Origin of the sequence: Novosphingobium marinum (genome assembly GCF_013408095.1) — a bacterium.
In the GTDB taxonomy this organism is placed as follows: domain Bacteria; phylum Pseudomonadota; class Alphaproteobacteria; order Sphingomonadales; family Sphingomonadaceae; genus Novosphingobium; species Novosphingobium marinum.
On sequence record NZ_JACBZF010000003.1, the window covers coordinates 299,782 to 319,343 of the forward strand.

Genomic DNA, 19,562 nt, shown 5'->3' on the forward strand with positions numbered 1-19,562 from the left:
ACCGCCTCAGCGCCGGACCGGACCGGTGTAGCCGTCGATCCGCTTGGCAGGATGAACGATGCCCCTGCCCGGATCGCTGGTCGAACGCCGGAGACCCTGCTCGGCCCAGGCGTCGAGATCTTCGCACCGGTAAACGATGCGGCCGCCGAGCTTGTGGTAGACCGGCCCTGTTCCATAGCATCTGTGCTTTTCGAGCGTGCGCGGCGAAAGCCCCAGATGCACCGCGGCATCGGGGGTGCGCAGGTAACGGGGACGGACCGGATCGGGAACGGCGGACATATTCTGAGCTCCACAAGGCTTGGGTAGCTGCGGCTAACTGCCGCTGATTGCAGAGGGTGATGGAGCATGCTTTGGCAATGGGGGGAGCGACACAATGGTGCGTTCGGATTTGTCGCCCCTACCGGTCGTGGGCTCGGCAAGATTGAGGGGGGGCGACAACCGTGCAGAGCCCGACGCTATTGCGCCGCCCGGCAGGCTTTCGGCTGCAATGCCGAAAGGCCCGAAAGAGTAGGCGCACCTGCGAGAGAGGCAGCGGCCAAGGGCCTGTGGGAAGCAAGGCAAGCGGGGCATGTCGCGGTCGTAGCTTCCCGCTCGCCCGACCCGCTGCCGGTTCGCAAGTGCGTGCGGGGCCCCGGAACGCATAATGCCGCACCCTCAGGAGCGCATCGCCGGATGCGCGGGACAGAGTGCGTCCCCAGCCCCGCTCCAAACACCCACGAAGGCCAGTGGTCCAAGATGATATTTGGAGAAACACCGGCTTCCCCGGGATCGACATCTTGACCCTGAAGCCCGGCCACCGAGACACACGAAAAAGGGCAGGAACCGCTGCTGGTCCCTGCCCTGCCGGATGACTCAGAATTCGTCGAGCATTCCGCCATGGACGGTATGAACGACCCGGATCGCAAGATGCGGGGGCAGCGCATTGTAGTCGCCTTCGTCGACCGCGCGATATCCGATCTCGTCATCCTCGATGACATGCTGGTCGAAGAAGCTGTGCAAGGCCCGTTGCTCAGCTGTTTCCAGAGCCTCGAAATAGTTGCGCGAAGGCAGTGTGCATTTCGTGAAATAGGTCATGATAATCCTCCTGAAATCTGTCGCGAGACGACAGGAGGTTGGCCGATGGGCCCGGGCAGACCGGGTCACAGGATCGCCTGACAGGGCGACCGCGAAGCGGCGCAGGGGGAAACGGTTTTGTCCGGTGCCGGATGCAATCCGGCGGCGGACAAAATGGTGGGGCCCCTGCCGTCCTTGATGCGGGCGGCGCGGGACCATCATGCTGGAAATGCGGTAAGCCAGGCCAATCCAGTCCACCTCAAACGACCGTTTCAGATGATCGCTGCCATAATGGGTCGGGCCCTCCGGGCAGCGCCTGGCTATTCCCCGGAGAAAAGACCGAGCGAAAGGACGTGTGAACAGCGAAAGAGGCCCTGCCGTTTCCGGCAGAGCCTCCTTTGGCTGGTTCGATGGCGCCGGATCAGTCGATCGGAGGGGCGTCCTGGTTGTCGCCGCCATTGGCCCGCGAGAGGAAATCGACCTTGTCGGCAAGGATCTCCGAGCCATACCGCGTCACACCGTCCTGGTCTTCCCACTGCGTGTAGTGGATACGGCCCTGGACCGAGACCAGCTGGCCTTTCGAGCAATACTGACCGACGGTCTTGGCGAGGCCGTTGAAGCAGGTCACACGGTGGAATTCGCTGTCCTTGGCGGTGTAGCCGTTCTCGTCCTTGTAGGTCTTGCCGTCCTTGTCGCGTGCAGGACGATCGGTGACGACAGTGATCCCGGTGACGCTGGTGCCGCCCTTGGTCTCGCGGGTGTCGGGATCGCGGGCGATGCGGCCGGTGAGGATTGCGATATTGGTCATGATCAAATTCCTTCAGTTCCTCAAACCGGAGACCATCTCCGGCTTGCGAACATCCAGAAGAAGCAGGGCATGGGAGGACTGCACCGCAGGCCTGAAGGGCCGAAGGGAAACCTGTTCATGACGGGTGGTGCGGGCAGGCGGCGAAGCCGCCAACACGGCCGGAAAGGAACGGGTTGCGGCTCCTCAGCTGACCTGGTTCAGGACTGTTCGCGAAGAAAGCCGGATGGGTATCGGGTGCGGGTCTGAAGGTGCCAGGACCCTGCTGCAATCAGCTTACCTCATTGCCTTCCGATGCCGCCAGGAGATCCATGAAGTTGCGGGCTGCTTCCCGGTCTTCCTCGTTCTCGAAGGCCACGTCGAGGTCGGGGGCAGACCCGAGCAGGTAGAGCATGGCCCACAGGGCAAAGCGTTTTCCCCGGTCCTGCTCCAGACCGAGATCGACCTGGCATCGCTCGATCCCCGAGGCCAAGGTTTCTGCGCCAATCGCTCCAGGATCGGCAGTGCCAAAATAGCGGATGAGAAGCGTATCAAGGTCCATCGCACTCTTTTCGGATCATCGGTCGGGCCGCGGCGAGGAAGGCCAGCATTCGTGGCCCGGTCATGCGTCGCTCAATCAGCGGTGGGTTGCTCGCGAAGCCGCCGGGCGCGCTCGACGAAGTGCTCCATCTGGGTGGCGGCATGCAGGGTAAGCGGATGCGGCTTCGCATCGGCACGCGGGGATATGAATTCCGCGATTTCTTCGATTGCTGCAAGCTGATCGGCGCTGGCCTTCGACAGAAGGCCGAGCACCATGTTCTCAAGGGCGATCACCCTGATGCGCAATTGGATGATCTCGGCATCGGAAAGTGGCGGAATATCCCATTTCTCGCAATCGGCAGCGAGCGCTTCCTGCGGCCCGCAGGGCAATGCCCCGCCTTCGTCTTCCCAGCGCGACAGCGCCCCGGCTTTTCCCGTTTCCGACATATGCGGTTCCTTTCATAACCAACGAGGCGATCGTCTGCACGCTGCTCACATAGCACAAAGCCCTACCGGGATGCGCCTGGCACGGCGACAGCGAAGCCGGGCAAACGGAACCCCGCGCGGGTTGGTCTTCACGCGGGGTTCCTGAACGACCCCTTGGGGGCACCTGCGACCCGCAGGGCTTCGGGGGGAGGCGGGGCCGTCCTTTCCTGATCTTGCGTTGTTCGTTGCGATTTCTTGCCGAGGGTCTCTCCTGAATAACTGTGTCACCGGGAAACGCGTCCGATCACATGCCTTCCATGTCGTGATCGGCCATCGAGGACATGTCATGGCCCGCATGGGGATCGGCGGGTTGGGTCGCTTCGCTCGCGGGTTGTGTGCCCGCTGCTGGCGCTGCGGGTTTGGCAGTTGCGCGTGATGCGGGAGAGGCAGCAGGCCGTGAGGCGGTCGGCGCGGCGCCATTTGTCGAAAGAGCGTCCTGCCGCGCAGTCGCTGCCTCATCTTCGGAGGGAGAGGCTGCCGGATCGGCGAGGCCCGGCTCGGGTGCCGTGCCAGCCACCACCGCAGCTTCGCCCATAGGCGAAACCTCGGTGATCGGTGTGCTCTCCTGCGCCTCGTCGCAAGCAGCAAGAGCGGACATCAAGGGCGCGATCGCGAGAAACCCGATCGCTACATTCAATCTGGAAGTACGCATGCTTTTCAACTCCTTCAGAGCCAGGAAATACCGAGGTGGTTCGGTCCATGCGCGAGCTCGCCGCCAAGGAAGCCCTGGATGAGAACGAGTGCCGCCATGGAGAAGATCGAGGCGCGCAACCATGCACGGCTCTGGCTCGGCCTGCTCGCGAGATACGCCATCGCAATACCGAGAACCGCGATCAGCATACCGTTCCATCGATGCACCTGCATGACAGTGTCGCCGCCGAACCACAGCCCGGTGTGAATCCATCCGAACAGGACTGCGACCACCGCGCCGATGGCTCCGCCGTAGACAAGCACGCGCACCGCACTTTCCAGGCCCGCTCCTTTCCGGCGCATCACGAACAATTCGGTGGCCGCAGCCATGAGAAACAAGGCGATCGGGAAATGGATCGTTGCCGGATGCAGCTTCTTCATTACGGCCATGAGTCCGGCCTCGCCCACATCCGCATGGCCACCGGCCTCGTCATGGCCTCCGCCCGCTTCGTCGTGCGCGCCGGACGACTCGCCAGCATCGGCAGTCTCGCCCATCTGCGCCATGGCCGCCTGGTCGTGCGCATCGCCATTGGTGGCAGCAGGCGCGGCGCTCGCCTGTTCGCCGTGCTTTTCGTCGCCATGAGCCTGAACGGGTCCGACGAAGAGCAGGCTTGCGGCGAGCAGCGCCAGAAATGAGGGGGCTTTCATGTCTCGTATATCTCCCGACCCTGCAGTTAAAGTGCGACCTATGTGCCTGATACGCACCGCAGCCGCATGCCCCTCGCATTAATTTGATGGTATTGGCGCGACAGATGTGCGTCCGCCGTATCACGTCTGATGGCGGCACCATCGCGATCGTCGAACGCATTCGGCTCCTGGCCGCGTTCGGCCTGGCGAACGAGGGTAAGGCGTTCGCCCACGCGCATTAGCCCCATGGGCTCAGGCGAGCTTGCTCTTCTTTGCGCGGCGGCGCAGCCTCGGCATCCGGTTCGCAAGCAGGACGAAACCCGACAGGGCTATGATCGTACCGCCAATGCCGAACAGCAGAAGCCACCAACTGTTGATGCGATCACGCTCGGTCCAGTCCATGATGTGCAGGCCCCAGATGAAATCGAACAGGCGCCAAGTATCACTACGCGCCGCCCCGAGGGTACCGCTGCTGGCATCGATGTAGAGGCGCGTCGAAGCCTCGTCAGCATAGGTGACCTGCCAGGCCGGAAAAGGGCCGCGAAACTCGGTCCCCACCGGTTCGTGAACGAGCCGCGCGCCTTCGATCGTCGTGCGCGGTCCGGTCCATGCGCGCAAGGCGATGGATCTTGCCGTCGCAGCCGAGATGGGGGAGAGTTTGCGCCCTGTCACCGGATCGTGAAGGCTCACGCTACCGTCAACCTTTCGGACCTCGGTCACGGCATCGCCGTCGAGCGAACGCGTCGTCACCGCTGCAAGAGTACCGTCATTTGCGACCCAGGCCGGGAGCGGGGCATCGGCGGGCAGCGCCTCTTGTTCACGCGAAACGACATGTTCGGAGCGAACTTCTTCCAGGTCGAGAAACGACATGAGGGCGCCGGTTCCCATCCACAAGAGAACCTGGACACCGACGAAAATCGCCAGCCATTTGTGGATCTTGCTGCCGAGCACATGCAGGCGCAGCTTCAGCGACGGCGTTGCCAACCGGTGCTACCTCTTCGAAAGCCGTAATCAGTTGCGCGGCGCGCGCGACGAGGAATGGTACTGGACGATTCTCCACCCGTCCGCATCGTGAGCAAGCACCGATGTCGCCACGCCGTCGCGCTCGATCACCCGGCCATCGGTAAGTTCGATACGATATCCATACGTCTCATTAGCATGGGCCATGTGCCCCATCCGGGTGACGGTCAGCGTGGGGTCGGTAAAGGTGAAGCTCACGATCGCGTCGAGCTCGGGTCCGAGATGATGCTCCATGTAATTCGCGAAACTTCCTTCGGCCTTGCCATTCTCGAAGATGGCCGAGTCCTCGGTGAAGAGCGCGCGCATTGCCTGCGCGTCGCGCGCTTCAAGAGCGGTCCGATAGGCCTTGAGAGTTTCTTCCGCGCCCGTGACATCCTCCGCCGTAGCGTCCATCGCGTGCATCTGATGGTTCGCATGGGAAGAGTGGTCCATCTGCTGCGCGAAGGCTGGCAGCGGTATCAGCGTGGCAACAAGCGCAGTCGCCGCGATGCGTGTCAGAGTCTTGGTCATAGGAGTTCTATCCTTTTTGAGATTTCAGAACCAGAATCGCACACCGACGACATAATTGGTGACGCTCGGATCCTCTCCCGCGGCCCGCGCAAAATCCGCGCTGTCGCCGATGCGCCATTCCTGCGAAACGCCGACATAGGGTGCGAATTCGCGTGCGAACTCGTAGCGAAGACGCAGGCCCGCCTCGATCCGATCGAGCCCGGCACCGATGCCCAGCTCGGGAATGTCCTGCGCAGAAAGCGCGACCTCGGCTCTCGGTTGGAGGATCAACCGCTGCGTGATGCGCTGGTCGAGTTCGCCCTCGATCCGCGCGGTCACATCGCCCTTGGTGGACACGAAGGCCGCAGCATCGACCTCGAAACGGTACGGCATGAGGCCCTGGATCCCGATAACCGCGTGCGTGCGCTCCGGACCGGTGAGGTCCTGGCGAACACCCGCCTGGAAATCGAAGAAGGGCGCAATGGCGCGGCTCCAGAGCGCCTGAACCTCGGCGCCTTCTATGGGTTCGCCGAAGCTGCCCTCCCCCTCTGACTTGAACCAGAATTTGTCGATGTCGCCGCCATAATAGCCCTGGATGTCCCACAGATATCCATCCTTCCCCTCGCGGGCGCGGTATTCGAACCGATCGCCCTGAAACCAGAAGCGCATTCCTCCGTCGGTCTCGCGGACAAGCTCGCGGCGCGCTTCGTTCATGGCTTCCTCGCCCCAGATGGCGACCGCCGCGCGCGCGGGGCCGCTCCCGGCTTCTGGAGGAGGCGGCAGCAGCGGGATATCATCGTCCGCGCCCATCTGCATCGCCGAATGGTCCATGCCCTGCATGTCCTGCGAAGGCGTCTCCCCATGGTTCATCTGGCTGTGATCCATCTGCCCATGGTCCATCGACGAACTGGCTTCCGCCTGTCCCATCTCGCCGTGATTCATCTGCGAATGATCCATCGCGCCTTCGGCAGGCTTGCCCTGCGGCACCGAGCCGTGATCCATTCCGTCATGACTTTCGGGCGATGCCTGTGGACGGGCAGCGTCCATCGGCATTGTCATGCCAGAATGACCGTCCCGAGCGGTCATCGAACCATGATCCATGGTTGAATGATCCATCTCGGAGTGGTCCATGGCGGCTTCAGGCTGAGCAGCCGGTTCGCATGCTCCATCTGCTACGGGATGCCCCATTGCGCGATGGCGCTCGGCTTCTAGTTCGCACTTTGTCTTCGCGTCAGACTGCGCCTCGACACTCTGCTGCGGTTCCGTCGGCGAATGACCGGCATGCTGCGCCGCCGCGGGGGAGGCGAGAACTGAGCCGGCTGCGACCGATGCGAGCAGGCTGGCAATACGAATTTTCATGCTTCGCTCCCGTCGGGATTGGCGACCGTGACGATCTGAAACATCCCGGCATGCATGTGGTAGAGAAGGTGACAGTGGAAGGCCCAGTCGCCCGGCTCGTCCGCCGTCAGGTCGAACTGCGCGCTGCCACCCGGCTGCAGGATTACCGTGTGCTTGAGCGGTTGACGATCGGCCGGCGCGCCATTGACCAGCTCGAAGAAATGACCGTGCAGGTGAATGGGGTGCGCCATCATCGTGTCGTTGATAAGTTTCACGCGCACGCGCTCGTTATAGGCGAAACGGATCGGCTCGTCTGAGACGGCGGAGAACTTCTTGCCGTCGAACGACCACATGTAGCGCTCCATATTGCCGGTCAGATGAATTTCCATTCGCCGGGACGGCGTGCGGCCCTCGCGGTGCGGCGTCAGAGCGCGCAGCTTGCGATAGTCGAGCGTACGATGCGGCACATCGGCGAGACCGATGCCGGGATCGCCCATGCGGTCGACCGGGTTCATCGAGACCATGTCGAGACCGGGCCCGACCTTCACATCGGGCGGCAGAAGCGACGTGTCGCGCATCTGCATCCCCGACATGCCGGCCATGCCTGCCATCTCGGATTGGCCGGACGAACCATGATCCATCCCCGCCATGTCGCCGCCACTTCCGTGGTCCATGCCCGACATGCCGGCATCGCCAGACGAGCCGTGGTCCATGCCGCTCATGCCCATGTCGGCCATGGTCAGAAGCGGCGGATCGCGCAGCGGCGGAATGGCGGCGCGAGCGCCGGGTGTGCTCGCGAGTGTGGCAATACCCATGCCCGAGCGGTCCATCGACTCCGCGACCAGCGTGTAGGCCTGTTGCGCGCCCGGCGTCACGACGACGTCATAGGTCTCGGCCACACCGATCTGGAACTCGTCGACCTCAACCGGCTCGACGTTCTGCCCGTCTGCCTGAACGATGGTCATCGGCAGGCCGGGAATGCGAATATTGAAGAAGGTCATGGCGCCGGCATTGATGAAGCGCAGTCGCACGCGTTCGCCCGGGCGGAAGAGGTATTCCAGATTGTCGAGCGGGCCATGGCCGTTCAGAAGATAGGTATAAGCCGCGCTCGACACGTCGAGGATGTCCGTCGGCATCATGCGCATTTTCGCCCACATCCGGCGATCCTCGCCCGAAAGCGGGTAATCGTCGGTCCATGTATTCTGGTTGTAGTTGAAGTAGCCTTCGCCCTTCTTGAGCTTGTCGAAAATCGTGTGAGGCGACATTTCGCTGAATTCGCTCAGCACCACGATATATTCGCGGTCGGCCTGAACCGGATCGGGTCCGGCGGGATCGACCACGATCGCGCCGTAATGCCCGGCCTGCTCCTGCAGGCCGCTATGCGAGTGCCACCAGTAGGTACCTGACTGGCGAACCGGAAATTCTGCGGTGAAGGTCTCTCCCGGTTTGACACCGGGGAAGCTGACGCCGGGCACTCCATCGAGCTGAAACGGCACGAGCAGACCGTGCCAGTGGATCGAGGTATCTTCCTCGAGCTGGTTATGGACATTGAGCCGGACGGTCGTGCCTTCCTGCAATCGCAACAGCGGACCAGGGATAGTGCCGTTGACGGCGATCGCTCCCCCGCGCCTGTTACCGGTCGCGAAAGCCGATCGGGCAACGTTGAGGTCGATATTGGGGCCAGATACCTCGTCCAGCCCCTTGCGGGCGTTACCTGCGAGGATGTCCGCGCCGCGTGCCCAGGCAGGCATCGCCCCGGCAAGGCCGAGCAGGCCCATTCCTCCTGCTCCGGCTCCGAGAAACTTGCGTCGATTGACGGCGATCATAAAGGGCTCCTGACTTGGCGTTTACCGTTACTTACGCGCGCGCCCATCCAACCCCTCAAAGTTTTTCGAAGCGCTCCTTTAGCCTGTTGCGCGCGCGGTATACGCGGGTTTCGATCGCCTTTTCGGTCGTTCCGAGAAGATCGGCCGCCTCGGCCTGGCTACGCCCCTCGATGGTCACGAGCACGAGGGCTTCGCGCAGCCTTACGGGCATTCGCGCGATCTCCGCCTGAACGAGATTGAGCTCTTCCCTGGAAACGGCCGACGTTTCAGGACCCGGCAAATCGTCGGCGATGGAATGGAGTTCGTCATCACCCGACAGTCCGAAAAAGCCCGCGACCTTGCGCCTGCGCAGACGGTCCCGGCAGCGGTTGAGGACGACGGTTGTCAGATAGGGTCCGATCGGCTTGTCCGGATCGAGCCGATGGCGCGTCAGCCACACCGAAGCAAGGCTGTCCTGAACAACGTCCTCTGCCTGAGAAGGAGAGGAAAGCATGCGTGTCGCGAGCGCGAGAAGCCGGCCCGTTTCATGCTCGATGAGCTGGGTAAAAGCCCGCTTGCTTCCGGCCCTTGCCTGCGAAACAAGGGCCTCGTCCGGATTGTCGCCCGCCCCCGACATGGCGCTTCAGTCGCGCGGGTCGCGGGTCAGGGCGTCGGAGACCTTGCGGTCGAACTGGCGTTGCTGCTCGGGTTCGAGAATTTCGCGCATGTCGAAGACATGCCGCACCGTTGCCTTCTGCAGATCGCCCATACGCGCATGCACCTCGTCGATCGCGGCCGAAACCTCGGGACCGTACTCGTGCTCATTTTCCATCGCCTGGGCGAGCCGGGCATTGGCTGCGCGCGCCGATCCTTCGAGCCGTGCCCTTTCGACAGCGAAACGAGCCTCGAGCGCATCGAGACGCTGCTCCTGGTCGGCCGTCAGGGTGAGTTCGTCGTGCACGAAATCGTGGAGGCCGGAGCCAGCCTCGTGATTGGCCCAGCGGTCCGCGGCAATCGCGCCGAGGCATCCTGCAAGTGCTGCGAGAAGCACCGCGAGAACGATATGCGTCGTCTTCAAACCCTATTGCTCCACATGGAGGAGCGCCGATGGGGACAGCTGTTCGCCGAGGATAAGACTCTCGCCAAATGACGCGGAAGACGTGCCATAGCCGCCGGGCCAACCGCTCGTTCCGGCGCCAGCTCCAAGCCCGACGACGAACAGACCGACGAACAGAGCCGTCCGGCGGCGTCGGTCGGCGATTTCGCCAAGCTGTCCGGCGCGCTGCCAAACGCCATCCATGAAGTCGGCGGGGACCTCGCTGGTGCCGGTGGCGGAAAGGGTTCCGAGCACCGCATCAAGAGAGTGATTGTCACGCATCCGAAAAACTCCTGTGGGTTGCACGTGTCCTATACGCGCTCGCCTGCACAATCCCTTAAACTTCTTTTTTTGAGGGAATGTCCACCACCATACGTAATCGAGACGGGTCTGTCAGAATCGGGTCGAACCCGGGATGAATGGAAACCAACTCGTGAGCAATATCACCGCACCTGAAGATCACGGCGAATTTACGCCTCTTCTTGGCAAGAGCTTTCTGACGCCGCTTTACGACCGGGCGATCGGTCTGTTCACCCGCGAACATCTCTGGCGCCAAAGGATTGTCGAAGAGCTGCACCTTGTCCCCGGCGACCGGGTGATCGATGTTGGCAGCGGAACCGGCACTCTTCTCAAGGCCTTGATGACGGATTGTCCGGAAGCGGGTCTGATCGGTGTCGAACCCGACCCGGATGCGCTCGCGCTTGCGCGGCGCAAGTTTGGCACGGGAGCCGATCTCGTGAAATGGCACAATGGCTTTCTCGAAAGCCTCAAGCTACCCGCAGGGTGGCAGCCGAACAAGATCGTCAGCAGCCTCGTCCTGCACCAGGTCCCCTTGCGCAAGAAGCAGACAATCCTGGAAACCATCGAAAGCTTGCTCGTGCCAGGCGGAACCGTGTTGATCTCCGATTATATGAAGCAGGATAGCCCACTCATGCGGAGCCTCTTCCGGGCGACCGTCCAGTCTCTTGACGGCATAAGCGACACGCAGCCCAGCGCCGACGGCGAAGTCGAAAAACTGTTCGCCGAAATCTTCACCGAGCCATGCCTGCTCCAACGGTTCCCGACGGCAACCGGGACGATCTCGCTATGGCGCGGATACAAGAAAGGAATTGCACAATGAATTTGAAAAAGCCTTCGCTGCTCCGGCGATCGATTAGCGGCGCGGCCTTGCTCGTGCTGGCAGCCTGTTCGAACGTGGCTCAGGCAGCGACCTATACGATGTTCCGGGATCCAGGATGTGGGTGCTGTCTCAACTGGGCAGGCCATGTCGAAGACGGGATGAACACGAAGGTGGCATCGGTCGACAGCAACGACATGGCGGCGATCAAGACCGCGCGGGGCGTACCCCAAGAGTTATGGTCATGCCATACGATGGAGGTCGATGGATACATCATCGAAGGTCACGTGCCTGCAGAAGCCGTCGCCAAGCTTTTGCGCGAACGGCCCGCCGGCGTTGCCGGCCTCGCGGTTCCGGGAATGCCTCTGGGATCGCCCGGCATGGAGGCCGGAAACCGGGTGCAGCCCTTCGAGGTCATCGCCTTTGGTTCAGCCGGACGGAGCGTCTTCGCGTCGTTTCCGTGAGTGTGTGGAACCACACCATGCGTCACCGTGAAAGGGATGAAGGTGATGAAGATTATTTGCGGGAAGCGACACAGAACCCGGTAAAACCGGGACAGGCGGTAAGAAGCCTATCGAATTCTCGCAGGGTCCGGGGCTGGCTGCCCCCACCGCCCCGGACCCGTCCAATTGTATGATTTAAGCACGCATGAAGTGGGAGAAATGCGATGGTAAAAGGATCAATCAAGAGCTCGATATTCGCATGGGGCTGGACGCTCAGCGTGTTCCTGCTTGTCAGCTATCTCCTCTGCATTGCCTTCGGAGTCCTCGCACCAGAGCGCTTTCACATGCACGAAGCCTGGGCTCCCTTACTGCCATGGTTCGAATGGCTAACGCCGCGCGGGTTCCTCGCCGGAGCGGTGGGGAGCTTTCTCTATGGCTGGTACATCGCACTCATCGCGGTTCCGCTCTATCGGTATTTCCGGAGACGAACTGGTAATTCGGTCTGATTTCCCGATGCCCTTCGCGGGACAAGACGTTTTGCATGCGAAGCCATTAGGCCGGTAGCCTGAAAAAACGAAAAAAGGGAATGCGCGATCTACAGGACAAAGCCTTCACAGAGCGCTCGAACGCTAACCGCCCATGCGGTTCTTGGTGCTGCCCTCGGCATCACGATCCTCCATCCGGTAACCACCCTCGTCTTCTGGTACGAGTTCGGTCCGTCGCACGACACCGGCAGCAATACTGCCATTGGGTTCATGATCGGCCGGCTGGTAAATGCTTTCGCGTTCGAAATGCTTCCCATGAGCGCCATCTACGCGGTGATCGGCGGCGCCCTTGGTCTGGGATTTGGCATGTATCACATGCGGTTGGCGCGAGCTCAGTCCAAGGTACTTTTTCTCGAACGCGAACTCGACGAGGAATTGCCGCTTCTTATCGCACGCGGCGAGGGCGAGCGATTGGAATTCAAATCGTCCTTGCGGTGGGACAGGCGTGAGAACCGGGTCAACCGGTCACTCCAGCAGGTCGTACTCAAAACGGTTGCCGGCTTTCTCAACCATGAGGGCGGAACACTGCTTATCGGGGTTGGAGACGATGGGAACATCACTGGCATTGAAGCCGATATGCAGACACTCAAACATGCCAATCGGGATGGGTTCGAGCGCCTTGTGATGGACCTCGTGAAGGATGGTTTCGGCGGTCACGCGTGCGCTTTGGTCCATTGCCGTTTTCACGAAATGACAGAGAAGACGGTATGCCGGGTCATTGCTGAAAGGAGCGCTGATCCTGTCTACCTCGTAGAGGGAGGTACCGCGCGCCTGATGTTACGTATCGGAAACAGCACGCGTGAGCTCGACGTGCGCGAAGCGCAGGCACATTTGCGCAATCGATCCCCCGGTCGAGCTTAATCCGGCTGCTGGGCACGTCAGATTGATCGAACAGGGCCAGTTACCTCTCGCGAGACCTGCTAGAGAAAATTCACAGTGGGCCACCCTGGCGATACGCGTCGCCTCCTATCGACGCACCTTGTGCTGAGAGAAGCCTCGCGAAAAGCGGACTCCCTATCTTGCCAAACCGCCCCCTGGGGCAGGCGCGCACCATGTCGAAACTTTTTTGAGGGGTGAGGCGCTACGCAACGTACTGTCTGGCGTGATGTTTCTCGGACGGGAGGACATCGACAGGGGAAAGACTTGCAGACAGATGGCGACGATCAACATAACGAGAGTGCGGCCTCGATAACATTGCTGGGCGGCGTCGCGATGGGAACCGGCGTCATGATCGGCGCCGGTATCTTCGCACTGACTGGCCAGATTGCCGAACTGGCTGGACCGCTATTTCCGCTTTCGTTCATTGCCGGCGCGCTGGTTACTTCGCTCGCCGCCTACAGCTACATCAAGATGTCGAACCGCTGGCCATCTCCGGGCGGCATCGCGATGATACTGGTTCGCGGCCTCGGCATTGCTCCTGATGGCGCTGTCGATAGCCATCAACGAAAGCCTTGTCGCTCGGGCCTTTCCGAGCAATGCCCTGCGGCCCTTCAGTTTCGGGAGCAGCGTCAATCTAGGGCTGACAATCTTGAGTTCAGCCTCTGGTATGGTAATTGCTTCGCAGCACCGCATATACCCCCACGCCGTATTATCGGAAGGCGCTTTGAGTGCTGCAGGAGGTTAGTGTGATGTCGATTGGCAGCGTTAAAATAATGAACCGATTGCGCCGTGTCGAAGGGCAGGTTCGCGGCGTCGCCCAGATGGTCGAGAACGATCGCTATTGTGTCGACATCTTGACCCAGCTTCAGGCGGTTAAAGCTGCGCTTGGCCGAGCCGAAAGTGAGATCCTGAAGCGTCACGCGGCGCGCTGTGTCGCCGAGGCGATCGCCAGCGGGGACGAAAACGAACAACAGCAGAAGTTCGACGAACTGATCGACCTGTTCGAGAGAGCGAAGAGATGAACACGCGAGCCCGGCAATCGAAGATCGCTACCGTTTATCGCATGGTCATGCCGGACCACGTCTGTCCGTATGGATTAAAAACGGTCGACCTGCTCAAACGCGACGGTTTCGAGGTGGACGACCACCATTTGACAACGCGCGAGGAGACCGATGCGTTCAAAGAGCAGCATGGTGTAGAAACCACCCCCCAAACCTTCATCGGGGGGAAGCGCATCGGAGGTTACGACGATGTCCGTGAGCATGTCGGCAAGAAACGAACGCAAGCCGGCGATGACGAGACCAGCTACCAGCCGGTCATTGCCATTTTCGGCGTCGCTTTCCTCCTGGGTTTGGCAATTAGCTGGTACGTTTTCGACACGATTTTCACGGTTGAAGCGGTCGAATGGTTCGTCAGCCTGTCGATGGCCTTGCTCGCGATCCAGAAGTTGCAGGACGTGCGCAGCTTCTCGACCATGTTCCTCAACTACGATCTGCTGGCGCGACGCTGGGTACGATACGGATTTCTATACCCGTTCGGTGAGGGTTTGGCTGGAGTACTGATGGTCGCGCACGCGCTTCCGGTCGTCTCGGTTCCGGTATCGCTGTTCATCGGGACGGTCGGCGCGGTCAGCGTGTTCAAGGCGGTCTATATCGACAAGCGCGAGTTGAAATGCGCTTGCGTCGGCGGAGGCAGCAACGTGCCGCTCGGCTTCGTATCGTTGACCGAGAACCTGTTCATGATCGGCATGGGTCTTTGGATGGGTGCCAAGGCCCTGGGTTGGGTCTCGCTATGATTTGGGCACTGCTTCTCGGTTTCGCGCTGTTCGCGATCTCTCTCTACTTCCACATGTGGATGCTGCGCGGGGCGAAAGCCATTTCTCCGCCAGGCAAGGACCCACGCCATTTCCGGCTGCTTGCAGGCTCCAGCCTCGTTCTTCTCAGCCATCTGGTCATCGCCGGCATTTTCGCGGGCGGAATGTATCTTGCTTCCGCCTGGGGCCTTGGCGGGCTCGAGAAGGACGTCATCAACAGCTGGATGGATTATTACTACTTCGCGCTGATCACGATTTCGACGGTCGGTCTGGGCGATATTCTTCCCGCCGGGCACATGCGGGCCATTTCCGGCATCGCCGCCCTTACCGGGTTCCTGATGATCAGTTGCACCGCCCAATATGTCTATCAAACCATGAGCGAAAAGGAGAATTGATATGGCTGAAGCTAGGCACGATGCACACGAAAAAGGTGGAGGGGGCGGCAACTACTGGCGGTTCATGGCAATGGTATCGACCTCGACCGTGATCATGTTCTTCCTGATGTATGCCAACAGCTTCGACATGGACGACGTTTTCTGGAGCGAGACGCGCTTCTGGATGATGTTCGTCATGGGCGCGATGATGATGGTGGTCATGCTTCTCTTCATGTGGGGCATGTACAAGGACCGGACCAAGAACTTCATCATCTTGGGTGTCGGAGCCGTCGTCTTCGCGCTCGCGCTATGGCTCGTACGCAGCCAGACCACGGTGGACGATACCGAATACATGGCCGCGATGATCCCGCACCACTCGATCGCGATCATGACTAGCGAGAGGGCGAGCCTGAAGGATCCGCGGGTTCGCGAACTCGCGCAGGCCATCATCGTCGCGCAGCGGCGCGAGATCGCCGAGATGAAATATCTCATCCAGGACATCGAGGAAAACGGTCCGCGCACCGAAGAACGCCTGCCCGAGGAGATGCAGCAATGAACAAGATCGCAATCCTGACGCTTGCAGCCCTCCCTCTGGCGGCCTGCAACACCAATACCGCGGTCGGCAATGATCGCGAAGCACAGCTCGATCCCCCGGCAACTGCGGCGCCGATAGAGAGTGCTGCGAGCGCTCTTGCCAACCTCAGCCCGGGCCTCATGCTGCCCGAGACCATGAGCGACGCGGACCTCGCCACGCTGGGAGCCGAGAACACGTGTCAGTTTCGCCTGACTGAGGTCGCGTTTCCGTCGTTCGTCTACGACAACAGCGGTGGCGGCGCGATCAAGATCAACGACAAGCTGATCCCTGTCACAGCAAGCGCCTCGGGTGAGTATGCGAATGGTGAGCTTCGTATCCGCACGCGCCTTCTCGATGACGAAGGAGACGCGGGCCTGCAGATGCAGGAACTCATCGTCGCCGGACCTCGGATGAAGGACGAGTTCGGGTTCTGGGGGTACACGACCTGCGGCAACAGCGAGGCGTGAACACGAGCGAGCGGGCGCCAGCGTGCGTCGGTGCCCGCTCTATGATCATGTTCGGCCCGGCACGCGCGGCCGAATTTATAATGAGGTGCTACAGTGGAAGCTGAGCCTGTGAGCGATGCAGCCCCCCTTGCGGTCTTCGGTGCCGGAGGAAAGACCGGCACGGAAATACTGCGCCATGCGGTTCACAAGGGCATCGAAGTTCGAGCGTTCGAGCACACCTTGCCCGAACCATCGGACCGGGTCGACAACGTCGAGTACCTCCAGTGCGATGTACTCAATGACGACTTCAGCAGCGAGCTCGAAGGTTGCCGTGCTGTTATTTCCGCACTCGGTATAGGATTTAGCCCATCCACGGCGATCGATCCGCCTCCGCTTTACACGGAGGGAACCCGCAGGCTTGTGGAAGCGATGTCGGCGACCGGCATTTCCCGGATCGTCGTGATATCGGCGGCGTTCGTAGAGCCGCAGCCCAGCGTTCCTGCATGGTTCGAGCTCACAGCAAGACCAGCCTTGCACAATATTCTCGAACAGATGCGCGCCATGGAAGATCTTCTGGAGCGCGCGAAAGGCCTGAAATGGACGGCTGCGCGACCGGGCTGGCTCCTCGACGAACCCTATACGGGTGAAGCCGTCATTACCGACGAGCGCCTTGCCCAAGATTGCTTTCGCTGCAGGCACGCCGACCTCGCGGCAGCGATGCTCGAATTCGTCTGCGAGAACACCTGGGTCAACGCTAAACCCGCTATCGCCCGGCCAGAAGAAGACCGCTTCGAGAACGTCTCGGCGCTCAAGACCGAACTCGGGATCGACTAGATCGATGCGGACTTGCGGAAACATTCCAACAACGAGGTAAGATATGCTGCTTGAGAAGATAAAGACCCCCGGCCTTTCGCACCTTTCCTATCTGATCGGTTCGCAGGGCAAGGCAGCGGTCATCGATCCGCGCCGCGACTGCGAGATATATCTCGAGCGAGCCCGCGCCGAAGGGCTGGAGATCACGCATATCTTCGAAACGCACAGGAATGAGGATCTCATCACGGGATCGCCGGTACTGGCCAAAATGACCGGCGCCCGGGTTCTGCACGGTCCAAACCCTGCGGATGAGGTTGTGTTCGCCGACACCGCGCGAGAGGGCGATGTTTTCGAGATCGGTAAGATCAGGGTCGAAGTGCTCGAAACCCCCGGTCACACCGACGATCATCTCGCCTTCGTCTTTCACGACGACGATTATCCCGAAGGACCGGTCGGCGTGTTCACCGGCGATGCGCTCTTCGTGGGCGACGTCGGCCGAACCGATTTCTATCCCGAGCGCGCGCGGGAGGTCGCGGGCCTCCTGTACGATTCATTGCAAAAGATTTGCGCTCTGGGTGACCAGACAATCATATACCCGGCGCACGGTGCCGGATCAGTTTGCGGGTCCGAAATGGCAGACCGGGAATTCTCGACAATCGGCCATGAGCGGCGCAACAACCCGCGGCTGCTCATTGCTGACCGCGACGAGTTCATCAAGGCGAAGGTAGAAGAGCATCATTACCAGCCACCTTATTTTCGGCTAATGGAGCGGCTCAATCTCGAAGGCGCCAATGCCGCGCCGCGAGTCATGCGGCCAAAGCATCTGGGGCTGGAAGACCTCGGCGAGAGCGGCGCCGATCACCTGGTCGATGTACGCGAGCCGCTCGCCTATGCCGCCGGTCATATGCAGGGTGCCGTGTGCCTTCCAGTGGGAATGATACCCGCCTTTGCCGGGTGGTTCATCAGCGAAGGCGACACGATAGCCCTAATCGCTTCCGAAGAAGACGAGCTCGCTCAAGCTATGGCGCATTTGGTGCGCATTGGTCTCGATAATATTGTCGGCGGTTATGTCGGCGTGATCCCAGCCGCCGCACAGGGCAAAGCGATGCAAAGTATTGCCATGATCGACACCGAGGAAGTCGCACGCAGGCTCGCTGAGGACAGCGAAGATTGGACCTTGCTCGACGTGCGCGCCCTTGACGAACGGCAGCAAGGCAGCATCGATGAATCCGAACATGTCTATGTCGGCGAGCTCAACACCCGCTGGAAAGAGCTCGATCGCGACCGTCATTACACTTTGATGTGCGCCAGCGGCATGAGGGCGAGCGTAGCAGCGGGCTGGCTCGCAAGCCAAGGCTTCAAACACCTCGACGTCTATCTGGGCTCCATGGGCGCATGGACAAACGCGCAGGGCTAAAAAGCTGGAAAACCTCGAAAATGGCCAACCCGCGATCCCTTCAGGGCCGTGCGCGAAAGCTGTTTGGCCCACCGGAAGACACGCTGGTCTATCCTGCGCTTGATTGTGCAGGGGGGCGCGTCTCGACGATCATACAGGCAGGCAAACGCAACCCCCGCTTGAATGGCGATGTCTCACTTTTTCGAATTTCAGCAGATCAGGGCCGTGCTGGACCTGCCCTACCTTGAAAAAATCGACGTGGCCGTGCCTACCAATCTGAAATGCGGAAATTGCTCTGAAGATGCTGTCGAGCGACTGCACGAGCTCGGCGGGAAATCACCGCAGGGATAGGTTGGATTGCCTTGGCCACCGCGGAGCCATGTGCGGGCTATTGTGCGCTATCCGCATTCCCAATCATTTGAACGAACCGGGAGGCTATCATCAGAACCACATCGGGATGACAGTCGAATTGGAGTCCTTCGGGATTGGGGAGCTTTTTTGAACCTGTCGCAATTAAGACCGCTTTTTTTTCGCTCGATTCCGAAAATGCTTCCCCTCGAACATTGCCAAGGCGCATTTGTCTGTAGGACGTTGCGCGCAGAAGATCGTCTGAACCCTCATTGTCCGGTGGCGGTTTATAGACCCCCGCAAAGTTTCGCTATCGCAGTAAAAGGAGCCAATCCGAGTGTCGTTCTCTCAGAACCTCGGATTACATAAATGCTTTCATGAGAGTTGGCTCGAAATAGCCCCAGGCGGCCGCGATGAAGCTCATCACGGTTGCAACCAGGAGCAAAATTATCTGACGGTTCTTGAGCCATTTAACTGCGGCCCGGGAGTGGCAATGACTCTTATGCCGATACTTGCGCAGAACAATGAGCCAACTAGCCGCCACCGCAATCATCGAAAATGCGGTCATTGGCCAATGGAGCGAACCCAGAGGTGCCAAAACACTGCTCAGGCTCGCACTCAGCCCGGCGGCAACCAGCACCATCGGTAGAATGCAGCAAGAGCAAGCTGCCAAAACAGCAGCCGAACTGCTTATGATGCTAACAACGGTCGTCTTGCCGTCGTGCAAAGGTAGTGGTTCGACAGCATGAGTCGGTTCGGCCATCAAGCGACTAGCAACCACGAACGGCCCTTACCCATATGAAGTCTTCAAATAGGTCTGCCATAGTACTCTTTCGAACAGAGGCTTCACACGCGAGGGTTCATTGTATTTCGCGGATGTGGCATA

At 60.6% G+C, this 19,562-nt stretch carries 26 protein-coding genes and 1 pseudogene; 12 read left to right on the forward strand and 15 right to left on the reverse strand.

Annotation, left to right across the window (positions count from 1 at the left end):
- Nucleotides 1-6: 6 nt before the first annotated feature.
- The 14 genes from FHS75_RS10775 to FHS75_RS10840 form a co-directional block, all read right to left on the reverse strand.
- A complete protein-coding gene (locus FHS75_RS10775; protein ID WP_179407699.1) occupies nt 7-279 on the reverse strand; it encodes a helix-turn-helix transcriptional regulator in 273 nt (90 codons plus the stop codon).
- A gap of 573 nt (nt 280-852) precedes the next feature.
- A complete protein-coding gene (locus tag FHS75_RS10780) occupies nt 853-1,074 on the reverse strand; it encodes a hypothetical protein (RefSeq protein WP_067683257.1) in 222 nt (73 codons plus the stop codon).
- Nucleotides 1,075-1,474: 400 nt separating this feature from the next.
- Nucleotides 1,475-1,861, reverse strand: coding sequence for a single-stranded DNA-binding protein (locus FHS75_RS10785; protein WP_054522840.1), 387 nt, complete (start codon nt 1,859-1,861; stop codon nt 1,475-1,477).
- A gap of 268 nt (nt 1,862-2,129) precedes the next feature.
- Nucleotides 2,130-2,399 (reverse strand): hypothetical protein, encoded by a 270-nt coding sequence (locus tag FHS75_RS10790; RefSeq protein WP_054523318.1) that lies wholly within the window; start codon nt 2,397-2,399, stop codon nt 2,130-2,132.
- Nucleotides 2,400-2,470: 71 nt separating this feature from the next.
- Nucleotides 2,471-2,824 (reverse strand): hypothetical protein, encoded by a 354-nt coding sequence (locus FHS75_RS10795; protein ID WP_010240464.1) that lies wholly within the window; start codon nt 2,822-2,824, stop codon nt 2,471-2,473.
- Between the two features lie 283 nt (nt 2,825-3,107).
- A complete protein-coding gene (locus tag FHS75_RS10800) occupies nt 3,108-3,515 on the reverse strand; it encodes a hypothetical protein (protein WP_156502108.1) in 408 nt (135 codons plus the stop codon).
- A gap of 14 nt (nt 3,516-3,529) precedes the next feature.
- Entirely contained in the window at nt 3,530-4,201 is a 672-nt protein-coding gene (locus FHS75_RS10805) for a DUF2231 domain-containing protein (protein ID WP_054523316.1), read from the reverse strand.
- 231 nt (nt 4,202-4,432) lie between these two features.
- Entirely contained in the window at nt 4,433-5,164 is a 732-nt protein-coding gene (locus FHS75_RS10810) for a PepSY domain-containing protein (RefSeq protein WP_067696325.1), read from the reverse strand.
- A 27-nt stretch (nt 5,165-5,191) separates the two neighbouring features.
- On the reverse strand, nt 5,192-5,710 hold the full coding sequence (locus FHS75_RS10815; protein WP_179407700.1) for a YybH family protein: 519 nt from the start codon (nt 5,708-5,710) through the stop codon (nt 5,192-5,194).
- 24 nt (nt 5,711-5,734) lie between these two features.
- Nucleotides 5,735-7,048, reverse strand: a complete 1,314-nt coding sequence (locus FHS75_RS10820; RefSeq protein ID WP_179407701.1) for a copper resistance protein B — start codon at nt 7,046-7,048, stop codon at nt 5,735-5,737.
- On the reverse strand, nt 7,045-8,853 hold the full coding sequence (locus tag FHS75_RS10825; protein ID WP_179407702.1) for a copper resistance system multicopper oxidase: 1,809 nt from the start codon (nt 8,851-8,853) through the stop codon (nt 7,045-7,047). Before FHS75_RS10825 ends, FHS75_RS10820 begins: the two co-directional genes overlap by 4 nt.
- A 55-nt stretch (nt 8,854-8,908) precedes the next feature.
- Nucleotides 8,909-9,469 carry an RNA polymerase sigma factor gene (locus tag FHS75_RS10830; RefSeq protein WP_179407703.1) on the reverse strand — a complete coding sequence of 187 codons (561 nt, stop codon included), beginning with the start codon at nt 9,467-9,469 and terminating at the stop codon, nt 8,909-8,911.
- A gap of 6 nt (nt 9,470-9,475) precedes the next feature.
- Nucleotides 9,476-9,910, reverse strand: coding sequence for a Spy/CpxP family protein refolding chaperone (locus FHS75_RS10835; protein ID WP_008603940.1), 435 nt, complete (start codon nt 9,908-9,910; stop codon nt 9,476-9,478).
- Nucleotides 9,911-9,913: 3 nt separating this feature from the next.
- Nucleotides 9,914-10,210, reverse strand: coding sequence for a hypothetical protein (locus tag FHS75_RS10840; RefSeq protein WP_009823994.1), 297 nt, complete (start codon nt 10,208-10,210; stop codon nt 9,914-9,916).
- Between the two features lie 133 nt (nt 10,211-10,343).
- Here FHS75_RS10840 and FHS75_RS10845 point away from each other — a divergent pair, with 133 nt between their 5' ends.
- From FHS75_RS10845 to FHS75_RS10900, 12 genes and pseudogenes are all read left to right on the forward strand, one after another.
- On the forward strand, nt 10,344-11,048 hold the full coding sequence (locus FHS75_RS10845) for a class I SAM-dependent methyltransferase (RefSeq protein WP_179407704.1): 705 nt from the start codon (nt 10,344-10,346) through the stop codon (nt 11,046-11,048).
- Nucleotides 11,045-11,509 carry a DUF411 domain-containing protein gene (locus tag FHS75_RS10850; RefSeq protein WP_179407705.1) on the forward strand — a complete coding sequence of 155 codons (465 nt, stop codon included), beginning with the start codon at nt 11,045-11,047 and terminating at the stop codon, nt 11,507-11,509. Before FHS75_RS10845 ends, FHS75_RS10850 begins: the two co-directional genes overlap by 4 nt.
- 203 nt (nt 11,510-11,712) lie before the next feature.
- On the forward strand, nt 11,713-11,994 hold the full coding sequence (locus FHS75_RS10855) for a DUF5676 family membrane protein (protein WP_054527892.1): 282 nt from the start codon (nt 11,713-11,715) through the stop codon (nt 11,992-11,994).
- A 249-nt stretch (nt 11,995-12,243) separates the two neighbouring features.
- Entirely contained in the window at nt 12,244-12,894 is a 651-nt protein-coding gene (locus tag FHS75_RS10860) for an AlbA family DNA-binding domain-containing protein (protein ID WP_123880436.1), read from the forward strand.
- A 351-nt stretch (nt 12,895-13,245) separates the two neighbouring features.
- Nucleotides 13,246-13,588: pseudogene (locus FHS75_RS10865) on the forward strand (amino acid permease); the annotation flags it as partial.
- Nucleotides 13,589-13,661: 73 nt separating this feature from the next.
- The gene (locus tag FHS75_RS10870) at nt 13,662-13,934 is read left to right on the forward strand and encodes a metal-sensitive transcriptional regulator (RefSeq protein ID WP_179407706.1); all 273 of its coding nucleotides are present in this window, start codon (nt 13,662-13,664) and stop codon (nt 13,932-13,934) included.
- A complete protein-coding gene (locus tag FHS75_RS10875) occupies nt 13,931-14,707 on the forward strand; it encodes a glutaredoxin family protein (RefSeq protein ID WP_229735555.1) in 777 nt (258 codons plus the stop codon). Before FHS75_RS10870 ends, FHS75_RS10875 begins: the two co-directional genes overlap by 4 nt.
- A complete protein-coding gene (locus tag FHS75_RS10880; RefSeq protein WP_179407707.1) occupies nt 14,704-15,120 on the forward strand; it encodes a potassium channel family protein in 417 nt (138 codons plus the stop codon). The genes FHS75_RS10875 and FHS75_RS10880 overlap by 4 nt, the downstream gene beginning before the upstream one ends.
- A gap of 70 nt (nt 15,121-15,190) precedes the next feature.
- The gene (locus FHS75_RS10885) at nt 15,191-15,655 is read left to right on the forward strand and encodes a DUF305 domain-containing protein (RefSeq protein ID WP_008603933.1); all 465 of its coding nucleotides are present in this window, start codon (nt 15,191-15,193) and stop codon (nt 15,653-15,655) included.
- Complete coding sequence (locus FHS75_RS10890; protein ID WP_179407708.1) at nt 15,652-16,140, forward strand: DUF6692 family protein; 489 nt, start codon at nt 15,652-15,654, stop codon at nt 16,138-16,140. The genes FHS75_RS10885 and FHS75_RS10890 overlap by 4 nt, the downstream gene beginning before the upstream one ends.
- A 108-nt stretch (nt 16,141-16,248) precedes the next feature.
- Nucleotides 16,249-16,953: an NAD(P)-dependent oxidoreductase gene (locus FHS75_RS10895; RefSeq protein ID WP_179407709.1), complete on the forward strand. Its 705-nt coding sequence runs from the start codon at nt 16,249-16,251 to the stop codon at nt 16,951-16,953.
- Between the two features lie 43 nt (nt 16,954-16,996).
- The gene (locus tag FHS75_RS10900) at nt 16,997-18,349 is read left to right on the forward strand and encodes an MBL fold metallo-hydrolase (protein ID WP_179407710.1); all 1,353 of its coding nucleotides are present in this window, start codon (nt 16,997-16,999) and stop codon (nt 18,347-18,349) included.
- 688 nt (nt 18,350-19,037) lie between these two features.
- Here FHS75_RS10900 and FHS75_RS10905 read toward each other — a convergent pair.
- Entirely contained in the window at nt 19,038-19,439 is a 402-nt protein-coding gene (locus tag FHS75_RS10905) for a hypothetical protein (RefSeq protein WP_156323799.1), read from the reverse strand.
- Nucleotides 19,440-19,562: the final 123 nt, after the last annotated feature.